This is a genomic window from Pseudomonas sp. KB-10 (assembly GCF_018221585.1).
GTDB lineage: Bacteria > Pseudomonadota > Gammaproteobacteria > Pseudomonadales > Pseudomonadaceae > Aquipseudomonas > Aquipseudomonas yangonensis.
In genome coordinates this window covers 273251-295307 of sequence record NZ_QYYB01000007.1, presented here as the reverse complement: position 1 = coordinate 295307, position 22057 = coordinate 273251, and the positions used below count along the sequence as shown (strand labels likewise).

Below are 22057 nucleotides of genomic sequence, written 5' to 3'. Positions count from 1 at the left end.
GTGCGTGCAGTGGCATCAGAGTTGCGGCGTCCAGGTCAGCGAGAGCAGGGCGCTGCGGCCTTCCTCGCGGTAGCCGTAATAACTCACGCTGCTGAAGAACGGATCATCAGGGCGGCTGTACAGGGCCTGGGAATAGTTCTTGTCCAGCAGGTTGTCGATCTTGACCTGCCAAAGCAGCTCCTCGTCCATCCGCCAGCTTGCGCGCGCACCCAGCAGGCCGTAGCCGGCGATCTTGCGATTGTTGGCGGCATCGTCGTAGCGGCCGGAGAACGCCTGCCAGGTCATGCCGGCGGCGAACGCGCCGAACTGACGATCCAGGTCCAGGCTCAGACTGCGCTTGGCGCGGCGCGGCAGGGTGTGGCCGCTGTTGCGATCACGCGGGTCGAGCAGATTGGCGCCGAGGGTCGCCTGCCAGCCCAGCAGTTCGCGTTCGATATTCAGTTCCAGGCCCTGCAGACGCGCCTTGTTGACGTTCATTGGAGTGCTGAAGAAGGTCACCGGGTCGCTGACCACGGTGATCAGGTCCTCGACCTCGGTACGGTAGGCCGACAGGCTCCAACGGGTATCCAGGTGATCGCCGCGCAGTTGTGCCTCGTAGGTCTTCGAGCGCTCCGGGGCGAGATCCGGGTTGCCGCCGTAGAACGAACTGGTCGGGAAGTAAAGGTCGTTGAAGGTCGGTGCATGGAAGCCCTCGCCGTAGCTCAGTACCAGCTCCAGACGCTCGGCCAGGTCCAGGCTCAGCGCCGCGTTCCAGGTGTTCTCGCTGCCGAACTGCTGGTTGTCGTCGTGGCGCAGGCCCAGTTCGGTGGCGAAACCGTTGCCACGATAACGGTGCTGGGCGAAGGCGGCCCGGTTCCAGCGTTCGCTGTGGCTGAAATCGCTGTCGCTGCCCAAGCGCTCCTCGTACCAGTCGAGGCCGAGCAGTACCTGGTGAGCGTCGCCGATTCGCAGGCTGTTGAGCCAGCCGGCGCTGTCGCGGTAGGTGTTGTAGACATAGTTGTTGTCGGCATTCAACGGGTCGCGGTTTTCACTCTTGTCCTCACCGTGGCCGAGCTCCAAGCGGCTGCTCCAGCGCTCAGCGAGCTGTGCCTCGAGATGACCGGCGACACTGGAGACGCTGAAGTGTTCGCTGGGATTGCCCGGATCGAAGCTGAACAGATCGTCGTATTCACTCTCGCCGCGTTGCTCAAGCAGGTTCAGGCCACCCTTGAGGCGGTCAGTGAAGCGATGCTCCAGACTCAAGTTGAAAGCCTTGCGGCGCAGGCCGTCGTGGTCATTGTCGTAGCCACGCCCATCCTGGGAGCGGTCGAAACCGGCGCGCTCGACCAGGCTGGCGCCGAGGTCGACGCGGGTGCGCTGGTCGCCGCCGGATAGACCCAGGCTGCGTTCGAACGTCTGCTGACTGCCGGCGGCCAGGCGCAGGCGTGGCTGCAGGCCTTCCTCGCCGCGCCGGGTGAAGATCTGGATCACCCCGCCAATGGCGTCGGAGCCGTAAAGCGCCGAACGGGCGCCGCGCACAACCTCGATACGCTCGATCTGCTCAGGGCTGAGAAATTCCAGGCGGGCCAGGCCGCTGGCGGCCGCATTCAGACGTACGCCATCGACCAATACCAGCGTCTGGTTGGCGTTGGCGCCACGTAGGAGCAGGCTGGTGAGGCTACCGCGACCGCCGCTCTGCACGATGGACACACCGGGCACGCGGCTGAGCAGGTCGGGCACGCTGCTGGCCTGCAGGCGCTCGATGTCCGCTCGCTCGAACACCGTGCTGGCGGCGGTAGCCTGTGCTTGTGGTTCGGACAGGCGTCCAGAGGTAACGACCAGCGGCTCGGCCAGATAAGGTTCGGCAGCCTGCGATAGGCCTGGCGTGACGGCTATGGCCAGAGCCAGAAGGGGCAGTTTCATTCTATTTCCTCAACGGTCGGCAGACGGTTGAGGAGGGCAGGCGCAAGCGCGGGCAGGGCGGCGCTTGACCGTGTCGCCCTCCGCAACACCAGTCACACCGCCTGGGCCGGTCTCCGGGCTCTCGACCCGCGTCCGCCTTCCCAGGTATGGCCCAGTGGCTACAGGACGTGGCGCAAGCTCAGCGCTCGCTGTCGATTACCGTTGCGGGGGCAGCGTCGGGATTGCTCATGAAGAGCGCACCGACTTCCCGTTCAGCAGACCGTTGAAAACTACCTGCGTTGGCAATACTGCGTTAAGAACGGCGTCGTGTGCGAGCCCAGTCAAAAATGCTCATTTACGACTCGTAAACTTCGCTTTTTCGGCCGTTCTTGCCTCGCCTAGGTTTTCAACGGCCTGCTGACGCCGCTTGCGCAGCACACCCTGGCGGAACATGAAGTGCGCGCACCTTAGTTCGGGTGGGTATGAATGACAAGCAAGCCCCGCTCATCCGGCGATGAGCGGGCTTCATGCTCAAGTCTGCAGCAGGCTCAGGCGTTGGCGTACCGCGCGTTCGATACCGGCTTCGTCGAGGCCGCATTCGGCGAGCATCTGGCTGGGCTTGGCGTGCTCGACGTAGTAGTCGGGCAGGCCGAGGTGCAGCATCGGCACCTGGCAATTCTCGGCGGCGAAGAATTCGCTGACCGCACTGCCGGCGCCGCCCATGATGCTGTTTTCCTCGATGGTCACCAGCAGCGCATGGCTGCTCGCCAGTTCGCGCAGCAGGACTTCGTCCAGGGGTTTGACGAAGCGCATGTCGACTACCGTGGCGTCCAGCGTTTCGCCGACGCGCAGGGCTTCGGCCAGTTGCACGCCGAAGGCCAGCAGGGCGACGCCCTTGCCCTGACGGCGCACCACCGCTTTGCCAATTTCCAGCGGCTCCAGGCCAGCATCGAGCGGGGCGTTGGGGCCGCTGCCGCGCGGGTAGCGTACGGCGGCCGGGCCGTCGAACAGGTGACCGGTGGTGAGCATGCGGCGCAGCTCGTTCTCGTTGCTCGGGGTCATCACCAGCATGCCGGGGATGCAACGCAGGTAGGACAGGTCGAAGCTGCCGGCGTGGGTCGGGCCGTCTTCGCCGACCAGGCCGGCGCGGTCGATGGCGAACAGCACGTCGAGGTGCTGCACGGCGACATCATGGATCAACTGGTCATAGGCGCGCTGGAGGAAGGTGGAATAGATCGCCACCACCGGTTTGGCGCCTTCGCAGGCCATGCCGGCCGCCAGGGTCACGGCGTGCTGCTCGGCGATCGCCACGTCGAAGTAGCGCTCGGGGAAGCGCTCGGCGAAGGCCACCAGGTCCGAGCCTTCCTTCATCGCCGGAGTGATGCCGACCAGGCGGTTGTCGGCTGCGGCCATGTCGCACAGCCACTGGCCGAACACGTTGGAGTATTTCGGGCCGCTGGGCTTCTTGGGGGCGGCGACAGGCGTTACCGGCTCCAGCTTGGTGATGGCGTGGTAGCCGATGGGATCAAGCTCGGCCGGGGCGAAGCCCTTGCCCTTCTTGGTCACCACGTGGAGGAATTGCGGGCCGTCCAGGTCGCGCATATTGCGCAGGGTCGCCAGCAGGGTGGGCAGGTCGTGGCCGTCGATGGGGCCGACGTAGTTCCAGCCCAGCTCCTCGAACAGGGTGCCGGGCACCAGCATGCCCTTGGCATGTTCCTCGACCTTGCGCGCGATCTCCCAGGCGCCGGGCAGGTGCGAGAGGATCTTCTTGCTGCCCTCGCGCATGCTGGCGTAGGTGCGGCTGGAGATGATCTTGGCCAGGTAGTTGGACAGGCCGCCGACGTTCTTGGAGATCGACATGTCGTTGTCGTTGAGGATCACCAGCATGTTGGCGCCGACGTCGGTGGCGTGGTTGAGCGCCTCGAAGGCCATGCCGGCAGTCAGCGCGCCGTCGCCGATCACCGCCACGCTCTTGCGCTTCTCGCCTTTCAGGCGGGCGGCGATGGCCATGCCCAGCGCCGCGCTGATGCTGGTGCTGGAGTGGCCGACACCGAAGGTGTCGTACTCGCTCTCGGAGCGGCGCGGGAAGGCGGCGAGGCCGTCCTTCTGGCGCAGCGTAGCCATGCGCTCGCGGCGACCGGTGAGAATCTTGTGCGGGTAGGCCTGGTGACCGACGTCCCACACCAGGCGGTCATCGGGAGTGTCGAAGACGTAGTGCAGGGCGATGGTCAGCTCGATGACGCCGAGGCCGGCACCGAAGTGCCCGCCGCTCTGGCCGACGCTGTAGAGCAGGTACTGGCGCAGTTCATCGGCGAGGGTTTCCAGGTCCGCTTCGGCCAGGCGGCGCAGTTCGTCGGGCGTGTTGGCGCTGTCGAGCAGCGGCGTCAACGGGCGCTCGCGGGGGATCTCGTGGAAAGTGGTCGGCATCAGGCGAATCGTTATAGGCGTAAAAGATGCGGCAGTTTACCTGATGCCAGGAAAACAGCCCAATCTGCTGACCACATCGGCGCTACCGGTAATTTCGTGCAAGGAAATCCAGCAGCAGGGCGCTGACCCGTTCGGCGCATTCGCCCTGCAGCCAGTGGCCGGCGCCAGGCAGATCGTGGCGCTCCAGCTGCGGCACCTTGTCGCCCATGCGTTTCAGCGTCGGCGCTTCGAAGCGGCCCACCGGGTCGTTTTCCCCGAGCAGGAACAGCGTCGGCTGCGTGATCTGCAGTCCGGCCAGGTGCTCGGTACGCTGCCAGTTGCGCTCGAAGTTGCGGTACCAGTTCAGCGCGCCGCGAAAACCGTGGCGCTCGAAGGTGCGCAGGTAGTGGGCGAACGTCGCCTCGTTGCACCAGGCCGGCAGCGGCAGGTCATCCGGCACGCCATCGAACAGCCGCGCGTCGGCCGGTTTTTCCGTCGCCAGCAGGGCATCGCCCAGGCCGCCGAGCAGCAGACGCAGGCTGCGGCCGATGCCTTCGTCCAGTTCGGCCTCGGCCACGCCCGGCTGCTGGAAGTAGAGAATGTAGTGGAAGCGCCCGGCAAAGGCCTCGCGCATCATCTCGATGACCGGGCGTTTCGGCCGGCCGCCGAAAGGCACCGACAGCGCGCCGAGCGCCTTGACCCGCTCAGGCTCCAGTAGCGCCAGGTGCCAGGCCACCGGCGCGCCCCAGTCGTGGCCGACCACCGCTACCTCGCGCTGGCCGAGCATGCCCATTGCCGCCTGGATATCGCCGCACAGGGTGAGTAGGTCATAGGCCGCCGGGTCGGCCGGCGCGCTGCTGGCGCCATAGCCGCGCATTTCCGGGGCGAACACGCGATAGCCGGTGGTGGCCAGCGCCTCGATCTGCGGATGCCAGGCGTACCAGCACTCGGGAAAGCCATGCAGCAGCCACACCGGCCGGCCGTGCTTGGGGCCGGCGCTGTACAGGCTGAGTTCGATGCCATTGGCGGCGAGCAGGCGGTGATCGATATGCATGGAGATGTCCTTACCAGGTGTCGATAAAGGGACGTTTCTTGCCATCACGCCGGGGCGGACGTGGCGCCGCATTGAGGCCGCGCAGCAGCCAGGCGCGGCTGTCTGCCGGGTCGATCACGGCGTCGATCTCAAGGTAGCTGGCCATGTTCAGCGCCTTGCCGTTGTCGTAGGCCTTGGCCACCAGCTTGTCGAACAGCGCCTGGCGCGCGGTCTCGTCCGGCTGGGCTGCCAGCTCCTTGGCGAAGCCCAGGCGTACCGCGCCTTCCAAGCCCATGGCGCCGAACTCGCCACTGGGCCAGGCAGCGGTGAACAGCGGCGAGTGGAAGCTGCCGGCCGCCATGGCCTGAGCGCCGAGGCCGTAACCCTTGCGCAGCACCAGGGTGAAGAAGGGCACCGTAAGGCTGGCGGCGGTGACGAACAGGCGCGAGACATGACGCACCGTGCCCTGTTTCTCCGCTTCCGGCCCGACCATGAAGCCGGGGGTGTCGCATAGCGAGACGATGGGCAGATCATGGGCTTCGCACAATTGCAGAAAGCGCGCGGCCTTGTCGCCGGCCACGGCATCGATGGCGCCACCCAGGTGCACGGGGTTATTGGCGATCAGCCCGAACGGCTTGCCTTCGATACGAATCAGCGCGGTGATCAGGCCGGGGGCGAACTGGCGGCGCAGCTCCAGCACGCTGCCGTCATCGGCCAGCAGCTCGATTACTTTGCGGATGTCGTACACGCGCAGGCGGTTTTCCGGGATCACCTGGCGCAACTCGCGGGGATCGCTGCACTGCCAGTCGCTCACCGGGCCCTGGAAATAGCCCAGGTACTGCTTGGCCACGGCGACCGCTGCGGCCTCGTCTTCGACCAGCACGTCGATCACCCCGTTGGGGCCCTGCACGCAGGTCGGGCCGACCTGCTCGGGGGTGAAACTGCCCAGGCCGCCGCCTTCGATCATCGCCGGGCCGGCCATACCGATGCTGGCGTTACGAGTGGCGATGATCACGTCGCAGCAGCCGAGCAGTGCGGCGTTGCCGGCGAAGCAGCGGCCGGAGACCACGCCCACCGTCGGCACCAGGCCGGAGAGTTTGGCCATGGCGACGAAGGTGTGGCAGTCCAGCCCGGCCACGCCGACGAAGTCGGTATCCCCCGGCCGGCCGCCGCCGCCTTCGGCGAACAGCACCACCGGCAGGCGCCATTGCTCGGCCAGGGCCAGCATGCGGTCGGTCTTCTTGTGGTTCATCACGCCCTGAGTGCCGGCGAATACCGTGTAGTCGTAGGCGATGGCCATGCAGCGTGCGGCCTCGGCACCGAAACTCGTGGCGTTCACCGTGCCGATGCCGGCGACCAGGCCGTCGGCCGGGCTCAGTTCCAGCAGCTCCTCGGGCGAGCGGCGCCGGCGCTGGGCGGCCAGGGCCATGGCGCCGTATTCGATAAAGCTGTCGGCATCGAGCAAGTCGGCGAGGTTTTCCCGCACCGTGCGCTGGCCGGTCTTGCGCCTTTTCGCCACGGCCTCGGGGCGGCGCTCGTCGGTCAGGCGGGCGTGGCGCTCCAGCACCTCGGCCAGATCGGCGCGGATATGCGCCAGGTCGAGCGCCTGCTCGCCGTGCTCGGCGAAGCCATCCACCTCGGCCGGTTCCAGATACGCCAGCGCCTGGCCCTCGCCGATGGCGTCACCGGGGGCCACGGCCAGCGCACGGACGATACCGCTGTGCTCGGCCTTGACCTCGAACTCCATCTTCATCGCTTCCAGCACGGCGATGCTCTGGCCGGCAGCCACGGCGTCGCCTTCGGCCACAGCCAGGCTGACCAGCACGCCAGCGCTGGGCGCGCTCAACGCCAGGGTGCCGGGCGGGGCGTCGACAGTGGTCTTGGCGTTGTGCAGCGCAGCGTCAGCAGCGAAGTAACGGTGCGGGTGGGCCTGCTCGCGCGCCGTCAGCAACTTGCTCAGATGCCGCTCGACATAGCTGGTGTCGACCCGGTTGGCGATCACCTCGTCGCGCTGCAGCAGGTTCTGCAGCAGGTGCAGGTTGCTCGCCACGCCTTCGAGGCGAAACTCGCACAGCCCCCGGTAGGCGCGGCGCAGGGCGCCGGGGTAGTCGCTGGCGCTGGCGATCAGCTTGGCGATCAGCGAGTCGTAGGCCGGGCTCACCGCATAGCCGGCATAGCCGCAGTCATCCACACGCAGGCCCTGGCCACTGGGCGGCTGGTAGGCGCCGAGCACGCCGCTGGCCGGGCGCGCGCTGCCATCGGCGAGCAGGGTTTCCAGGTTCAGACGCAGCTGCACGGCATAGCCGTTCGGCGTGGGCGGTGTTAGCAGGCCCAGCTCGTCCAGGCTCTTGCCGGCGGCCAGGTGCAGTTGCGTGTGCAGCAGGTCGACGCCAGTGACCTGTTCGGTGACGGTGTGCTCCACCTGCACGCGCGGGTTGGCCTCCATGAAGTAGAAGCGCCCAGGCTGGTCGAGGTCGAGCAGGAACTCGATGGTGCCGATGCCGCGATACTGCACCTCGGCGGCCAGGCGCAGGGCGCTGGCGATGATCGCGTCACGGGTGGCCGCATCCAGATCGGGGCTGGGCGCGATCTCCACCAGCTTCTGGTGGCGGCGTTGCAGGCTGCAGTCGCGCTCCCACAGGTGGCTGACTGCGCCGCTGCCGTCACCGAGCACCTGCACTTCGATATGCCGGGCGCGGCGCACGCGCTTTTCCACGTACAGCGCGCCACTGCCGAAGGCAACTTGGGCTTCGGAGGCGCAACGGACGAAGGCCTCGGCCAGTTGCGCCGGCTCGTCCACTGCGCGCATGCCGCGCCCGCCGCCGCCGGCCAGGGCCTTGAGCATCACGCTGCCATGCTCGGCGAGAAAGGCGCTTGCCTGCTCCAGCGTCACCGGACGGTTGATCCCTGGCACCAGCGGCACTGCGCAGTGTTCGGCCAGGTCACGGGCGGCGGCCTTGTCGCCGAACAGCTGCAGGGTTTCCGGCGTCGGGCCGACGAAGGTCAGCCCGGCAGCCTGGCAACGGCGGGCGAATTCGGCGTTCTCGGCGAGAAAACCGTAGCCGGGGTGGATGGACGTGCAGCCCTGTTCACGGGCGATGCCAATGAGCTGATCCATATCCAGATAGGCCGCGACACCGCACCCGGCCAGCGCCACGGCCTGATCGGCCTTGCGCGTGTGCAGGCAGGCGCTGTCGTCCTCGGCGAATACCGCGACGCTGCGGATGCCGAGGTCGGCGCAGGCCTGGGCGATGCGAATGGCGATCTCGCCGCGGTTGGCGATCAGCAGGGCGGGGAAGGGCATGGCGGCTCCGGACGTCTTGTCGTTATGGAGCCATCTTAGGAGGCTGGCTGCTGGGGTAAAGCAAGCCTTATGTGGCGATCATGCGGTCATAGATGACAATGATGGAGCAGGACGGCTATCGCGGCTGAAGCCGCTCCCACAAGAGCCACCTAGCAGGCCGTTGAAAAACGTAGGCGAGGCAGGCAAGACAAGGCAAAAACAGCCGAAAAAAGCACTGGGCCCGCACTCGGGTTTACGTGTTGTAAATGAGCATTTTGAGGCTGTTTTTAACGCAGTATTGCCAACGCAGGTAGTTTTTCAACAGCCTGCTAGCTGCGTCGCTCGACGATATAGCGGGCCAACTCGCGCAGTGGCTCGGCGCTGTTGCCGAACGGGCGCAGTACGTGCAGGGCCTGGTCGCACAACTCCAAGGCGTAATCCTTGGCCGCGTCGAGGCCGAGCAATGCCGGGTAGGTGGGCTTGTCGTCGGCTTCGTCCTTGCCCTGGGTCTTGCCCAGGGTGGCGGTGTCGCTCTCGACGTCGAGGATGTCATCCTGCACCTGGAAGGCCAGGCCGATGGCGCGGGCGTATTGCAACAGGGCCTTGCGCGCGAGTTCGTCGGTACTGCCGCTGGCCAGAGCGCCTAGCGCTACGCTGGCCTCGATCAATGCGCCGGTCTTGTGCCGGTGCATGACCTCCAGGGCTTGCTGGTCGAGTTGCACGCCGACGGAGCCGAGGTCGATGGCCTGGCCGCCGACCATACCCGCCGGCCCTGCGGCCTGGCTCAGCAGTTCGATCATCTGCAGGCGTATTTCGGCCTCCTGCGGGTTGCGGCGGCGATCGGCGAGTACTTCGAACGCCAGGCTTTGCAAGGCATCGCCGGCAAGGATGGCGGCGGCTTCGTCGAAGGCCTTGTGGGTGGTCGGTTGGCCACGACGCAGGTTGTCGTCGTCCATCGCCGGCAGGTCGTCATGCACCAGCGAGTAGGCATGGATCAGCTCAACGGCGCAGGCCGCACCGTCGGCGCGTTCGATCTCGCCCTCCAGCGCTTCGCAGGCGGCGTAGACCAGCAACGGGCGCACGCGTTTGCCGCCGTTCATGACGCTATAACGCATGGCCTGGTAAAGCCGTTCGAGTTCCATGCGTGGCGGCTGGAACAGGGCGTCCAGGGCGGCGTCGACGCGGGTCTGGCAGCGTTTCTGGTACGCCGCGATCATGCCGTTTCGTCCGTGTCGAAGGGCGCCGGCTGCAGCTCGCCATCGCGCTCCAGCAGGATCTGCACCTTCTGCTCGGCCTGCGCCAGGGCGGCTTGGCACTCGCGAGTCAGGCCGATGCCTTGCTCGAAGGCGGTCAGCGAGTCTTCCAGCGACAGCTCGCCGCTCTCCATGCGCTCGACCAGAGTCTGCAGCTCGGCGAGGGAGTGTTCGAAGTCGGGGGTGGCTTTCTTGCGGGCCATGGTGCGGGTTCTCGCTGATTCTGGAACGGGCGCGACACTAGCAGAGCCGCGCCACACGGGCAAATCAGGGGGCTGATCGATAGGCGCTTGTAGGCGTGGCTGGGCGGCATTCCGTTTTATCCGCGATGCTGTCCAGGCAGCCGCCGGCAATCGCGGCTGAAGCCGCGCCAACAAAGGCGTCGCTTTATTACGCGGAGAAGTAGGTGCTCCAGAAGTAGTACAGGGTCATGGTGCTGCCCACCAGGATCACGAAACTGCGTAGCAGTGCCGGCGGCAGTTTCTCGCCCAATGCACCGCCGGCATAGCCGCCGATGGTCGCGCCGGTGAGCAGGATCGCCAGCTCGTACCAGCTGACCCGGCCGGCGATGACGAAGGTCAGTGTGGCGATGCTGTAGATCACCGCCGAGATCAGGTTCTTCAGAGCGTTGGCGCGAGCCAGCGGGTGGCCTTCGATGGAAAAGGCGGCCAGCTGTAGAATGCCCATGCCCGCGCCGAAGAAGCCGCCGTAGATCGACACGCCGATATGCGCGCCCAGCGACAGCGGCGTGTGCGGCGGGTGTTCGGCTTCCCTGTTCTTGCGCCGCTCGGCCAGCCAGCGTCCCAGCCAGGGGCTGGCGGCGAACAGCGCCGTGGCGGCCAGCAACAGCCAGGGGATCAACACGCGGAACACATCGTCACCGCCTGCCAGCAGTAACAGGCCGCCGAGCAGACCACCGGCCAGACCGGCCAGCAGCAACGGAATCAGGTAACGCCCCAGCGGCCGCAACGAGGCGCGCGCGGCCCAGGCACCCGCCAGGCTGGCCGGCCACAACGCCACGGCGTTGGTAGCGTTGGCCGTTACCGGCGGCAGCCCAGCAGCGAGCAGGGCAGGGAAGGAAAAGAAGGTGCCGCCGCCAGCCAGGGCATTCATGCCGCCGGCGGCGAAACCGGCAAGGGCCAACAGCAGCACATCGAACGAAGTCATTGAGCAGGCTCGCACGAAAAGGATGCAGCATAGGGCTGACCGGCAGGTCAGCCAAGTGCGACCAAGGTGAGATGGCGTTCCTTCTGCAGGTGAGTTTGAGGCTGGCAGGGCGTCTCGTGGAGGCATATAGTTAGTTGTCTTGCTAACCATGTGCGCTGCAATGGCGCATCGAGAACCCGATGAGCTTCCTCCCGTTGTCAGGCGCAAATCGCCCATTCAAAGGCATTGGCCTAATGCTGGTCGCGACATTCATGTTCGCCAGCCACGACGCCATGTCCAAGTACCTGTCGGGCTTCTATCCGATCATTCTGATCGTCTGGGCGCGTTATCTCGTGCATACGCTGCTGATGGCAGGCATTTTTCTGCCGCAATCCGGGCTGCGTGTCCTGCGCACCAGACGGCCTTTGCTTCAGGTACTCAGGGCGCTTTGCCTGCTGGGTGTCAGCCTGCTGTTCACGACGGGGCTCATGTTCATGCCGCTGGCGGAGGCTACGTCGGTGATATTCCTGGCGCCTTTGCTGGTCACGGCCCTTTCCGGGCCGCTGCTGGGGGAGCGAGTCAGTATCGGCCAGTGGGTTGCGGTGAGCGTTGGTTTCATGGGGGTACTGATCATCGTGCATCCCGGCGGGGATCTATTCACCCCGGCCGTACTGCTACCGCTTAGCGCTGCGCTGTGTTTTAGCCTCTACCAGCTACTGACCCGCCGCTTGAGCACTGTGGACAGCGCAACCACGAGCAATTTCCTGGCTGGCTTGGTGAACACGCTGGTAATGAGTGCGCTGGTTCCATTCTTCTGGTACGTACCCAGTTTTCAACATGGACTGATGATGCTGGCACTCGGCGGCCTGGGGATGGCCGCGCATCTGCTGCTGACTCATGCTTTTCGTCACGCCGCGCCAGCGCTTCTTGCGCCATTCGGGTACGTGCAGATCGTCTTTGCCGGCTTGCTTGGCCTGCTGATATTCGGCCACACGCCTGATCTGACGACACTGGCCGGCATTCTCGTGATCTGCCTTAGCGGCCTGGCGGCCGCTTGGCAGAACCGTCGCTAGCCAGCCGTTCTGGGCTCGCCACCCTGCACCACCTGGTTGCGTCCGCCGTGCTTTGCCAGGTACAGGCCTTCATCGGCCTTGATCACCAGGCTCAGCGGATCATGCTCCACCGAGGGCCGGATGGTGGCGATGCCGATGCTCACGCTGATGGGGGAGCTTGGTTTGGGCAGGTCGTGGGGGATGCCCAGCGCCTCCACTGCGCGGCGTATCTTCTCGGCCTGCAGGCGTGCCCCGCCAGCGGCGGTGCCGGGCATGATCATCGAGCGCCTGCTCGATAGTTGCGAACTGATCGCGGTAGCTATCCGGCAGACTGGATTCACCGTCGGCGACGCGCAATAACAGGCGCCGGGTCTCGAGCATATGGTTCGCCCATAGCTCCTGCGCCTTGCTCGGGTAGTACAGGCCCAGAATCGAGTCTTTGCGGATGCCGTTGGCTTCGGCTTCGATCTTCGCCAGGCGAGGTGTACGAATGTGTACCCGTTACCTGGCGAAAGGCAATAAAAAAGCCGGCTTGTGGCCGGCTTTTCGGAGGTGGTCAGGGCTTACTTCTGGTATGCCGCGACTGCCTTGTTGATCAGGCCGCGGGCTTCTTCAGCGCCGCCCCAGCCTTCTACCTTGACCCACTTGCCCTTCTCGAGATCCTTGTAGTTCTCGAAGAAATGCTTGATCTGCTCGATCAGCAGCGCGGGCAGGTCGGTGTATTCCTGAACGTCCTTGTACAGAACGGTCAGCTTGTCGTGCGGAACCGCAACCAGCTTGGCGTCGCCGCCAGCTTCGTCGCTCATGTGCAGTACGCCGACCGGACGGGCGCGGATCACCGAACCCGGCGCGACCGGATAAGGGGTCACGACCAGCACGTCGAGAGGGTCGCCGTCGTCGGCCAGGGTGTGCGGGATGAAACCGTAGTTGGCCGGGTAGAACATCGGGGTGGCCATGAAGCGGTCGACCATCAGGCAGTCGGTGTCGTGGTCGATCTCGTATTTGATCGGCGCATGGTTGGCCGGGATTTCGATGGCGACGTAGATGTCGTTCGGCAGGTCTTTGCCAGCCGGGATCTTGCTGTAGCTCATGGGTGAACTCCCAGGGAGGGCCAAAAAAGTGGGGCGCATTATAGGCGGATTCGCATGGCGTTACTACGTCGTGTGAATCAGCCATTGGTCGCGGTTTCGACCGTCCGGTAGTCGGGGTGTTCCACCTGCAGACGCTGCAGCCTGGCGAGGGTGTCCTGGCGGTAGAACAGCGCTAGTTGCCGGTAGACCTCGGGGAAGGCCGCGGCCAGCAGATCCGGGGCGCTGAAGAAGTATTCGCTGGTCACGGCAAAGAATTCCGCCGGGTCTTCGGCCGCGTACGGGTCGATGGCGGTTTCCGCCTCGGGGTTGGCATCCAGCTCTGCGTTGAGGGCGTCATAGGCGCTTTGCATGGCGTGGGCCCAGTCCTGCACGCGCATGTCGCGGTGCAGCGGCGGCAGGCCGTTGGCGCCGCCTTCGAGCATGTCCAGCTTGTGCGCCAGCTCGTGGATTACCAGGTTGTAGCCTTCCCAGCCGCCGCTGGCTTCGATACCGGGCCAGGCGAGGATCACCGGACCCTGCTGCCAGGCTTCGCCGCTGCGCGCGTCGTCCCATTCATGTTCGATGCCGCTGGCATCGCGGTGGCGTTGCGGGCTGAGGAAGTCATCGGGGTAGAGCACGATTTCGTGAAAGCCCTGATACCAGTCCAGATCGCCCAGGTGCAGCAGTGGCAACTGGGCCTGGGCGGCCAGCAGCAGGTGCTCGACCGGGCCGAGCTGCAGGCCGGGCAGGGCCGTCAGGTGCTTGTCATGCAGGAACAGTACGGCGCGTTCGCGCAGCTGCTGCTCCTCGCGTTCGTCGAGGCCATCGAGAATCGGCAGGCGCCTGCGTACTTCCGCCCAGTGGCTGGGGTCGACAGGGTTGCGTTCGAGGGTGCGGCGACGGCGCCAGGCCTTGAAGGACCACATGCATGCAGGCTCGTTGGAAACATCCGGCCACCATAAGGGGGCCCGGCCCTGGCGACAAGTCGGCACAAAGGCTGCAACACCACCGGCAGCTTCGCTGCAGCAGGAGGGCTGAGCATGGCGCTGCAATTGCTGGAACATCCCGGAATCACCCTGGCATCCGGTACCGGGCTGGACCTGCCGCACCAGGCCGCGCGGGCTCGGGCGATGTGGCTGGCAGGACGCCAGCAGCGCCCGCCGCTACTGCTGGTCATGCTCCTTTGGGCGCGCCACTGCCCCGACGTGGTGCAAAGCCTGGAGCGCCAACTCGATGCGCTGTTCGCCGATTTTCGTTGCACGCCGCAGGGCTGGAGTGAAACCCAGGCAGCGCGCCAGGTGTTGGCGGCGCTGAATCTGCAACTGTTTCGCCGCCAGCAGACCGGACGCGGCATCGCCGAGCTGCATGCCGGTGTCCTGCTGGTTCAGGACGACGATTGGCAGTTTCTGCAGGCCGGCAGTATCGGCCTGGCGCGTGCGCAGGCGAATGGCCTGCAGATCCTGCCCGGACGCGAGGGCCAGGCCCTCGGCACCCAGGCCGAGCTGGCGCTGGTTCAGCACAGTCTTCTGCCGAGGCGTTATGAACATCTGTTGCTGGCGCCACAGCCGCTGCTCGACGTCAGCGATCTGCAACGGCTGCGTACTCCGGCGGAGATGACGCTGGACGCGATGCTGCAACCCTTGCTGCAGGCTCCAGGTGCTGCGGTATTGCTACGCATCGGTGAAAGACAATGTCCGCCAGTGCTGCTACCAGCGCCCGCAAGACCCGCACTGAGGCAGATTGTCTGCGGTCAGCAAGTCGATGGCTGGACGTTGTTGCGCGAATGTCCCTATGGCCCGCCAGGGCGCATGTTCGTCGGCCGCGATGCGGACGGGCGAGAAGCCGTGCTCTGGTTCGCCGACGAGGACGCCGACGAGGCCTTCTGGCAGCGCGAGTGGGCCCTGCGACGCAGCCCGCAACAGGCTCTGCCGCAGATACTGTCGACACATGAGGCGCGCAGCCATGCTTACCTGCTGCTGGCCATGCCGACACGCGGCATGCGCAACCTGTTCGACTGGGCGGCGGCGCGGGGAGCGCCGGACGCGCAGGCGCTGCTGCGGACGGTAACGCAGTTGATCGCCGCCGTGCGCTCGCTGCAGCGCCGCGGCATGCAGGGGCTGTGGCTCGACCCCAGGCAGATACTGCTCGGCGATGACGGACAGGTGATGCTGCTGCCAGGCGCGGCCGCGATTCTTCCGGGCGTTGCGCGGCAGCCGCTACCCGAACACGCGGTGCCGCTGGCGCCTGAGCTGCGAGGTGGCCGTGCGCTGGACGGTCGCGCGGATCAATTCGCCCTGGCGGCTTTGGTCTACTGGCTGATGTGCGGACAATGGCCAGCAGCGGCGCGTGAGGACGTCGGCCCCGGCCACTGTTATGTGCCCTTGGCCAGCTTCGCTGTTCAGGTGCCGCAAGGTTGGGATGGGGTATTGGCCCGTGCGCTGGCGCCGCAGCCGCAGGCGCGTTTCGAAGCGCTTTCGGAATTTCAGCTGGCGCTGCAGCAGCCCTTGCACGAACGACGCAGCCAGGCCCTGCGGCGTGTGCCTTTGCAGCCGGCGCGCCTGCCCGCCCTGGGCCTTATCACCTTACCGCTGCTGTTGGGGCTACTGCTCAGTCTTGGCGGCTGATGATCAGCTGCCGTTGCGCTGACAGGCTCAGTCGACGTTGATCGGCAGCACGTAGTTCTTGAACTGCTCGTCCTCGACGAAGCCGATGGACTCGTAGACCTTCTGCGCCACTTCGTTGTCGCGGCTGGTGGCCACGCGCATGCGCACGGCATTGGTGTCCCTGGCCATCTTCTTCGCGGTCTGCAGCAGGCGATCGGCGACCAGCTGGCGCCGCGCATCCTCGGCCACGTAGATGTCGTTGAGGATCCACACACGCTTGAGCGACAGCGACGAGTAGCTGGGGTAGAGCTGGCAGAAACCGAGCAGCTTGTCCTCGTCGTCGGCCAGGGCCAGGTAAATCACCGACTCCTTGCGCCGCAGGCGTTTCTCGAGGAACTTGCGCGACGACTCGGGGTAGGGCAGTTCGTTGTAGAACTCGCGGTATTTGACGAACAGCGGGGTCAGCAGGTCCAGGTGCTCCAGGGTGGCTTGGACGATGCGCATGGCGGGCCTCGGCTTCTGTGATTGACTGGATGGACGATGCAGCTGTTGTGCCAGCAGACCAGCCGATGCTGCCTCAAAGCCAGTTGAATGCGCAATCCAAGCAAGCGTTTGATTTCGGCTGGTCGGCAACTTGCCCGCGGCGCTTGGGTCTGAGCAGGGCACAGCAGCCGCCCGCTGGGCGCTGTGCTAACCTGCCGCCATCGCTTCACGCCCCTGCGTCGGGCTTCATAGAGGTCATTCATGCATATCCATATTCTCGGCATCTGCGGCACCTTCATGGGCTCGCTCGCCGTTCTGGCCAAGGAGCTCGGCCACCGCGTCACCGGCTCCGACGCCAATGTCTACCCACCCATGAGCACCCAGCTCGAAGCCCAGGGCATCGAACTGATGCAGGGCTATGACCCGGCGCACCTGCAGCCAGCGCCCGATCTGGTGGTGGTGGGCAACGCCATGAGCCGTGGCAATCCCGCAGTCGAATATGTATTGAACAAGGGCCTGCCCTACGTTTCCGGCCCGCAGTGGCTGGCCGACCATGTGCTGCAGGGGCGCTGGGTGCTGGCGGTGGCCGGCACTCACGGCAAGACCAGCAGCTCGAGCATGCTGGCCTGGGTGCTGGAGCATGCCGGCATGAGCCCCGGCTTTCTGATCGGTGGCGTGCCGCAGAACTTCGGTATCTCGGCGCGTTTGGGCGGCACCCCGTTCTTCGTGGTCGAGGCCGACGAGTACGACAGCGCCTTCTTCGACAAGCGCAGCAAGTTCGTCCACTACCGCCCGCGCACGGCGATCCTAAACAATCTGGAGTTCGATCACGCGGACATCTTCCCGGACCTGGCGGCCATCGAGCGGCAGTTCCATCATCTGGTACGCACCATTCCCAGTGAGGGCCTGGTCATCCACCCGGCCAGCGAAACCGCGCTGGCGCGGGTGATCGAGATGGGCTGCTGGACGCCTGTGCAGACCACCGGCGAAGACGGCCAGTGGCAGGCACGCCTGCTCAGTGCGGATGGCTCGCGCTTCGAGGTGAGCTTCGATGGCAAGGTCGAGGGCGTGGTGGAATGGCAGCTGACCGGCCAACACAACGTTGCCAACGCCCTGGCCGTGCTTGCGGCAGCGCGCCATGTTGGCGTGGTGCCGGCGCTGGGCATCGAGGCGCTGGGCAAGTTCATCAACGCCAAGCGGCGCATGGAAAAGGTTGCCGAAGCCGGCGGCGTTACCATTTTCGACGATTTCGCCCACCATCCCACGGCTATTGCGACTACGCTCGATGGCCTGCGCAAGCGTGTCGGCGATGACACCCAGGTGATCGCAGTGATCGAGCCGCGCTCCAATTCGATGAAGCTCGGCGCCCATCGCGACGGCCTGGCCGAGTCGGCACAGCAGGCCGATGCGGTGTTCTGGTACGCGCCGCCGAATCTTGGCTGGGACCTGGCCGCCACCGTGGCGCAGGCGCGCAATCCGACGCGCGTGTGCGACTCGCTGGAATCGATCATCGACGGTGTGAAGGCCCTGGCGCGCCCCGGTACCCAGGTGGTGATCATGAGCAACGGCGGCTTCGGCGGCCTGCACGGCAAGCTGGCAGCAGCTCTGGAGGGATAGATGTCTGGCCCTGAGAGAATAACCCTGGCCATGACTGGCGCCTCCGGTGCGCAATATGGCCTGCGCCTGCTCGATTGCCTGGTGCAGGAAGAGCGCGAGGTGCACTTTCTGATCTCCAAGGCCGCGCAACTGGTGATGGCCACCGAAACCGACGTGGCGCTGCCGGCCAAGCCGCAGGCCATGGCGCAGTTCCTCACCGAATACACAGGCGCAGCGCCGGGGCAGATCCGCGTCTACGGCAAGGAAGACTGGATGGCGCCAGCGGCTTCCGGCTCCGGCGCGCCGACGGCCATGGTGGTGGTGCCGTGCTCAACCGGCACCTTGTCGGCCATCGCCACCGGCGCCTGCAACAACCTGATCGAACGCGCCGCCGACGTGGCGTTGAAGGAGCGTCGCCAGCTGATTCTGGTACCGCGCGAGGCGCCGTATTCGAGCATTCATCTGGAGAACATGCTCAAGCTGTCCAACCTGGGCGTAACCATCCTGCCGGCTTCGCCCGGCTTTTATCACCAGCCGCAAACGCTGGATGACCTGGTGGATTTCGTGGTTGCGCGTATCCTCAACTGCCTGAGCATACCCCAGGACATGCTGCCGCGTTGGGGCGAGCATCATATGGTGTCGGACGAATAGGGAGATCAATGTCCATGGCCAATCGTTACCTGTTGGGCTGCCTGCTGGCCCTTTCTATGATGCCTGCTGCGCAGGCTTCGATGCGCTGCGGCACTACGCTGATAAACGAGGGCGATCTGACGGTGGATGTCCGACGCAAATGCGGCGAGCCTGACCACCGCGAGGTGATCCCACCCAGCAGTCCGCAAGGTGGCGGGGTAACGGTGGAACAGTGGGTCTACGGGCCAAGCAACGGCATGTATCGTTACCTGCGCTTTCTCGACGGCAAGTTGGTAGAGATCCGGGTCACGCGCGGATGAGGCGAGGGCTGGTCGCCGGCCTGGCGCTGCTGAGCCTTACCGGCTGCGCCACGGTACGCACATTGGACGCGGCCAAGCCCGGTGCGCCGGTTGTCTACGCCGGTACCCGGCTGGACTGGTACACCATCAATGGCGGCTGCTGCCCGCTGGATCGTTTCGGCGCCGAGGCACCGCGTTATCCGGGGCTGGATTTGCCGGCCAGCGCGCTGCTCGATACCTTGCTGCTGCCGTTTTCGCTGGCTACTGCGCTGGGTGTGAGCCTGGGCGTCAGCGGCGGGTTGTAGGCCAACGAGATACGCCACTTTCTGATAACCGGCCCCGGATTGCATCCGGGCTACGGAAGGCTGTGGTGTCTGGAAATTTGTAGCCCGGATGCAATCCGGGATCAGCAGGCTTCCGTTTCCACTTCCTGGCACACGTCGATCCACTCGGCGTCCACCAGCTCGGCCAGGCGTTGCGGGGTGATGCGCACGGCGCTGTGGGTGGCGCCGGCAGCCGGTAGCACTTCGTCGAAGGCCAGCAGCGAGCGGTCGCAGTAGACGCTCAAGGGCGTGGCCAGACCAAACGGACAGACGCCGCCGACCGGGTGGCTGGTCAGCTCGATCACCGTCTGCGCGTCGAGCATGCGCGCCTTGGCGCCGAAGCATTCCTTCATCTTGCGGTTGTCGATACGCGCGTCGCCGCGGGCGACGATCAGCACGTCGCGCTCGGCGATGCGAAAGGCCAGGGTCTTGGCGATCTGCCCCGGCGATACGCCATGCGCTTCGGCCGCCAGCGCCACGGTAGCGGTGCTGGTCTGCAGTTCGATGATCGCGATGTCGGGCGCCTTGGCGGCTAAGAAGGCGCGTACAGAGGCCAGGCTCATGAAGCGATTCCCCAGGGCTGTCGAAATGGGCACGACGCAGAGTCCAGTCAGATGCTGGTGCGGTCATGACCACGGCGAAAAACAAGCGGCCATGCTCGCGCTGCATGGCCGGCTCGTCAAGGTCCGATGGCGTCAGTTTGCCAGCAGATGGGCCGCTTTTACCGCTTCATCGAGCCCGTAGCGACCTTTTTCATCTCGCGTCACCCGTCCCATGGCCACGTCGGGGTCGTGGGTGAATACCAGGCGGCCGCCGCGGGCTACCAGGTTGGCCAGCAGCGCCTCCTTTTCCTCGATCAGGCCTTCGGGGAAGCGGTCGTAGCCCATGGTGATCGGCAGGTGCACCCAGGGCGCGCCGGGTATCAGGTCCCCGGGAAACACCACCGGCCCGCCCGGCATGGCCACTTCCGGCAGCAACTGGCCGGGCGTGTGGCCGTCGCTCCAGTGCAGGCGCCAGTCTGGGCCGAGCAGCTCGCAGCGGTCGGTTTCGTCGATCAGCAGCAGGCGGCCGCTGTTTTCCAGCAGATCGAGTAGTTCCGGGATATAGGAGGCTCTATCCCGGGCGTGTGGATTGCAGGCGCGCTGCCACTGGCGACGGCCGGTGAGGAAGCGGGCGTTGGGAAACAGCAGGCGCGCGGGTTGATCCGCCTGCCAGGCGGCGAGCAGACCGCCGGCATGATCGAAGTGCAGGTGGGTCAGCACCACGATGTCGATGTCGGCATCGCTCAAACCGACCTTCGCCAGTTCGTCGAGCAGCACGTGGTGGTCTTCCTGCACGCCGAAGCGCTGTTTCAGCTCGGGGCTGAAGAAGGCGCCGATGCCGGTTTCCACCAGGATGTTGCGCTCGTCTTCCTGCACCAGCAGGGCGCGGCAGCCTAGATCGATGCGGTTCAGTTCGTCGGCCGGCGTCCAGCGCTGCCAGAGGGCCTTGGGCGCGTTGCCGAACATGGCGCCGCCATCGAGTTTCTGGCTGTTGCCGGTCAGGGTGGTCAGGGTTCGCATGGTTTTCTCTTGTTCTTGTCCGTCGTGGCGATTGTTTCAGCGTTCGATGGCCAGGGCCACACCCTGGCCGCCACCGATGCACAGGGTGGCAAGGCCGCGGCGGGCATCGCGGCGCTGCATCTCGTGCACCAGGCTGACCAGGATGCGGCAGCCGGATGCACCGATGGGGTGGCCGAGGGCGATGGCACCGCCGTTGACGTTGACCTTGGCGCTGTCCCAATGCAGTTCGCGACCGACGGCGATGGCCTGGGCGGCGAAGGCTTCGTTGGCCTCGATCAGGTCGAGCTGTTCCAGGCTCCAGCCGGCGCGCTCCAGCGCCTTGCAACTGGCGAATACCGGGCCGATGCCCATCACCGCCGGATCGACCCCGGCGCTGGCGTGTGCGGCGATACGCGCCAGCACCGGCAGTTGCAGTTCGTCGGCCTTCTCGGCGCTCATCAGCAGTACGGCGGCGGCGCCATCGTTGAGCGTCGAGGCGTTGCCGGCGGTCACCGTGCCGTCATTCTTGAACGCCGGGCGCAGCTTGCCCAGGCCGTCCAGGCTGGTGCCGGCGCGCGGTTGTTCATCCTGGGCAAAACGTAGCGGTTCGGCGCCGCGCTGGGGGATTTCCACCGGGACGATCTCGCCGGCAAAGCGTCCGGCGTCGATGGCGGCCTGGGCGCGCTGCTGCGAACGCAGGGCGAAGGCGTCCTGCTCGGCGCGGGTGACGCCGTACTGCTCGGCCAGATTCTCGGCGGTGATACCCATGTGGTAATTGTTGAAAGCGTCCCACAGGCCGTCCTGGATCATCGTGTCGACCAATTGCGCATGGCCCATGCGCAGGCCGCTGCGGGCGCCGGGCATGACATAGGGCGCCAGGCTCATGTTCTCCTGGCCGCCAGCGATGATGATCTCGGCGTCACCGCCACGAATGGCCTGAGCGCCAAGGATCACCGCCTTGAGGCCGGAGCCACAGACCTTGTTCAGGGTCATGGCCGGCACCGTATGCGGCAGACCGGCGAGCAGCAGGCTCTGCCGGGCCGGGTTCTGCCCGGAGCCTGCCGTGAGCACCTGGCCGAGAATCACCTCGTCGATCTGCTCGCCTGCAATGCCGGTGCGGGCTAGCAGTTCACGGATCACCGCGGCGCCCAGTTGTGGCGCGGGTATGCGGCTCAACGCACCCTGAAAGCTGCCAATGGCGGTACGGCAGGCGGCGACTATCACGACTTCACGCATAAGGACTCCTCGTCGGCTGGGCAGCGCCAGCCGAGGCTCGAATAAAAAAGCGCGGCGCCGAAGCGCCGCGCAACACGCTCAACAGTTGCAGAACTTGTTCATGGTCTTGCGAGCTAGAGCCCTGCAAGGCACAAGCAGGCGAGGAACGGTCGGAGTCGCGCTCGACTTTGCTGTTGCAAATGAGCAGTCCGAGCCTGTCTGTAACGCAGCAGGGCCGACGCG

At 65.7% G+C, this 22057-nt stretch carries 20 protein-coding genes and 1 riboswitch; of the genes, 6 read left to right on the top strand and 14 right to left on the bottom strand.

What is annotated here, in order from left to right; translation table 11 throughout:
* Positions 1-15: 15 nt before the first annotated feature.
* The 7 genes from DXK50_RS19690 to DXK50_RS19660 form a co-directional block, all read right to left on the bottom strand.
* Complete coding sequence (locus DXK50_RS19690; protein ID WP_212631499.1) at positions 16-1902, bottom strand: TonB-dependent receptor domain-containing protein; 1887 nt, start codon at positions 1900-1902, stop codon at positions 16-18.
* Positions 1903-1989: 87 nt separating this feature from the next.
* A riboswitch (cobalamin riboswitch) is annotated at positions 1990-2198 on the bottom strand.
* 214 nt (positions 2199-2412) lie between these two features.
* Positions 2413-4308, bottom strand: a complete 1896-nt coding sequence (gene dxs, locus DXK50_RS19685) for a 1-deoxy-D-xylulose-5-phosphate synthase (RefSeq protein ID WP_212631498.1) — start codon at positions 4306-4308, stop codon at positions 2413-2415.
* Between the two features lie 82 nt (positions 4309-4390).
* Entirely contained in the window at positions 4391-5341 is a 951-nt protein-coding gene (locus DXK50_RS19680) for an alpha/beta fold hydrolase (protein WP_212631497.1), read from the bottom strand.
* A gap of 10 nt (positions 5342-5351) precedes the next feature.
* On the bottom strand, positions 5352-8624 hold the full coding sequence (locus tag DXK50_RS19675; RefSeq protein WP_212631496.1) for an acetyl-CoA carboxylase family protein: 3273 nt from the start codon (positions 8622-8624) through the stop codon (positions 5352-5354).
* A gap of 308 nt (positions 8625-8932) precedes the next feature.
* Positions 8933-9820, bottom strand: a complete 888-nt coding sequence (locus DXK50_RS19670) for a polyprenyl synthetase family protein (RefSeq protein WP_212631495.1) — start codon at positions 9818-9820, stop codon at positions 8933-8935.
* A complete protein-coding gene (locus tag DXK50_RS19665) occupies positions 9817-10059 on the bottom strand; it encodes an exodeoxyribonuclease VII small subunit (protein WP_161867424.1) in 243 nt (80 codons plus the stop codon). The genes DXK50_RS19670 and DXK50_RS19665 overlap by 4 nt, the downstream gene beginning before the upstream one ends.
* Positions 10060-10246: 187 nt before the next feature.
* Positions 10247-11023 (bottom strand): sulfite exporter TauE/SafE family protein, encoded by a 777-nt coding sequence (locus DXK50_RS19660; RefSeq protein WP_212631494.1) that lies wholly within the window; start codon positions 11021-11023, stop codon positions 10247-10249.
* Positions 11024-11202: 179 nt separating this feature from the next.
* Between DXK50_RS19660 and DXK50_RS19655 the strand changes: the two genes are divergently transcribed.
* Positions 11203-12075, top strand: coding sequence for a DMT family transporter (locus DXK50_RS19655; protein ID WP_212631493.1), 873 nt, complete (start codon positions 11203-11205; stop codon positions 12073-12075).
* On the opposite strand, the gene DXK50_RS19650 is transcribed toward DXK50_RS19655, so the two are convergent.
* The 3 genes from DXK50_RS19650 to DXK50_RS19640 all read right to left on the bottom strand — a co-directional run bounded on the left by DXK50_RS19650 (position 12072) and on the right by DXK50_RS19640 (position 14050).
* The gene (locus DXK50_RS19650; RefSeq protein ID WP_249186936.1) at positions 12072-12329 is read right to left on the bottom strand and encodes a diguanylate cyclase domain-containing protein; all 258 of its coding nucleotides are present in this window, start codon (positions 12327-12329) and stop codon (positions 12072-12074) included. The genes DXK50_RS19655 and DXK50_RS19650 overlap by 4 nt on opposite strands.
* A gap of 288 nt (positions 12330-12617) precedes the next feature.
* Positions 12618-13145 carry an inorganic diphosphatase gene (gene ppa, locus DXK50_RS19645; protein ID WP_013717208.1) on the bottom strand — a complete coding sequence of 176 codons (528 nt, stop codon included), beginning with the start codon at positions 13143-13145 and terminating at the stop codon, positions 12618-12620.
* Between the two features lie 77 nt (positions 13146-13222).
* Positions 13223-14050, bottom strand: a complete 828-nt coding sequence (locus DXK50_RS19640; RefSeq protein ID WP_212631492.1) for a M90 family metallopeptidase — start codon at positions 14048-14050, stop codon at positions 13223-13225.
* Between the two features lie 114 nt (positions 14051-14164).
* On the opposite strand from DXK50_RS19640, the gene DXK50_RS19635 reads away from it, so the two are divergent.
* Entirely contained in the window at positions 14165-15748 is a 1584-nt protein-coding gene (locus DXK50_RS19635) for a serine/threonine-protein kinase (protein ID WP_212631491.1), read from the top strand.
* A gap of 27 nt (positions 15749-15775) precedes the next feature.
* Here DXK50_RS19635 and DXK50_RS19630 read toward each other — a convergent pair whose 3' ends face one another.
* Positions 15776-16231: a GNAT family N-acetyltransferase gene (locus tag DXK50_RS19630; protein ID WP_212631490.1), complete on the bottom strand. Its 456-nt coding sequence runs from the start codon at positions 16229-16231 to the stop codon at positions 15776-15778.
* A gap of 240 nt (positions 16232-16471) precedes the next feature.
* Between DXK50_RS19630 and mpl the strand changes: the two genes are divergently transcribed.
* From mpl to DXK50_RS19610, 4 genes are read left to right on the top strand one after another with little or no spacing between them, the layout of a single operon-like run.
* On the top strand, positions 16472-17827 hold the full coding sequence (gene mpl / locus DXK50_RS19625; RefSeq protein WP_212631489.1) for a UDP-N-acetylmuramate:L-alanyl-gamma-D-glutamyl-meso-diaminopimelate ligase: 1356 nt from the start codon (positions 16472-16474) through the stop codon (positions 17825-17827).
* Positions 17828-18457 (top strand): flavin prenyltransferase UbiX, encoded by a 630-nt coding sequence (gene ubiX / locus DXK50_RS19620; protein WP_212631488.1) that lies wholly within the window; start codon positions 17828-17830, stop codon positions 18455-18457.
* 14 nt (positions 18458-18471) lie between these two features.
* Entirely contained in the window at positions 18472-18756 is a 285-nt protein-coding gene (locus DXK50_RS19615) for a DUF2845 domain-containing protein (protein WP_232005492.1), read from the top strand.
* Positions 18753-19040 (top strand): YceK/YidQ family lipoprotein, encoded by a 288-nt coding sequence (locus tag DXK50_RS19610; RefSeq protein WP_012019737.1) that lies wholly within the window; start codon positions 18753-18755, stop codon positions 19038-19040. Before DXK50_RS19615 ends, DXK50_RS19610 begins: the two co-directional genes overlap by 4 nt.
* Before the next feature lie 101 nt (positions 19041-19141).
* On the opposite strand, the gene DXK50_RS19605 is transcribed toward DXK50_RS19610, so the two are convergent.
* From DXK50_RS19605 to DXK50_RS19595, 3 genes are all read right to left on the bottom strand, one after another.
* The gene (locus tag DXK50_RS19605) at positions 19142-19621 is read right to left on the bottom strand and encodes a YbaK/EbsC family protein (RefSeq protein WP_024309596.1); all 480 of its coding nucleotides are present in this window, start codon (positions 19619-19621) and stop codon (positions 19142-19144) included.
* A gap of 132 nt (positions 19622-19753) precedes the next feature.
* Positions 19754-20620 (bottom strand): MBL fold metallo-hydrolase, encoded by an 867-nt coding sequence (locus DXK50_RS19600; protein WP_212631487.1) that lies wholly within the window; start codon positions 20618-20620, stop codon positions 19754-19756.
* 36 nt (positions 20621-20656) lie between these two features.
* A complete protein-coding gene (locus DXK50_RS19595) occupies positions 20657-21835 on the bottom strand; it encodes an acetyl-CoA C-acetyltransferase (RefSeq protein WP_212631486.1) in 1179 nt (392 codons plus the stop codon).
* Between the last annotated feature and the right edge of the window lie 222 nt (positions 21836-22057).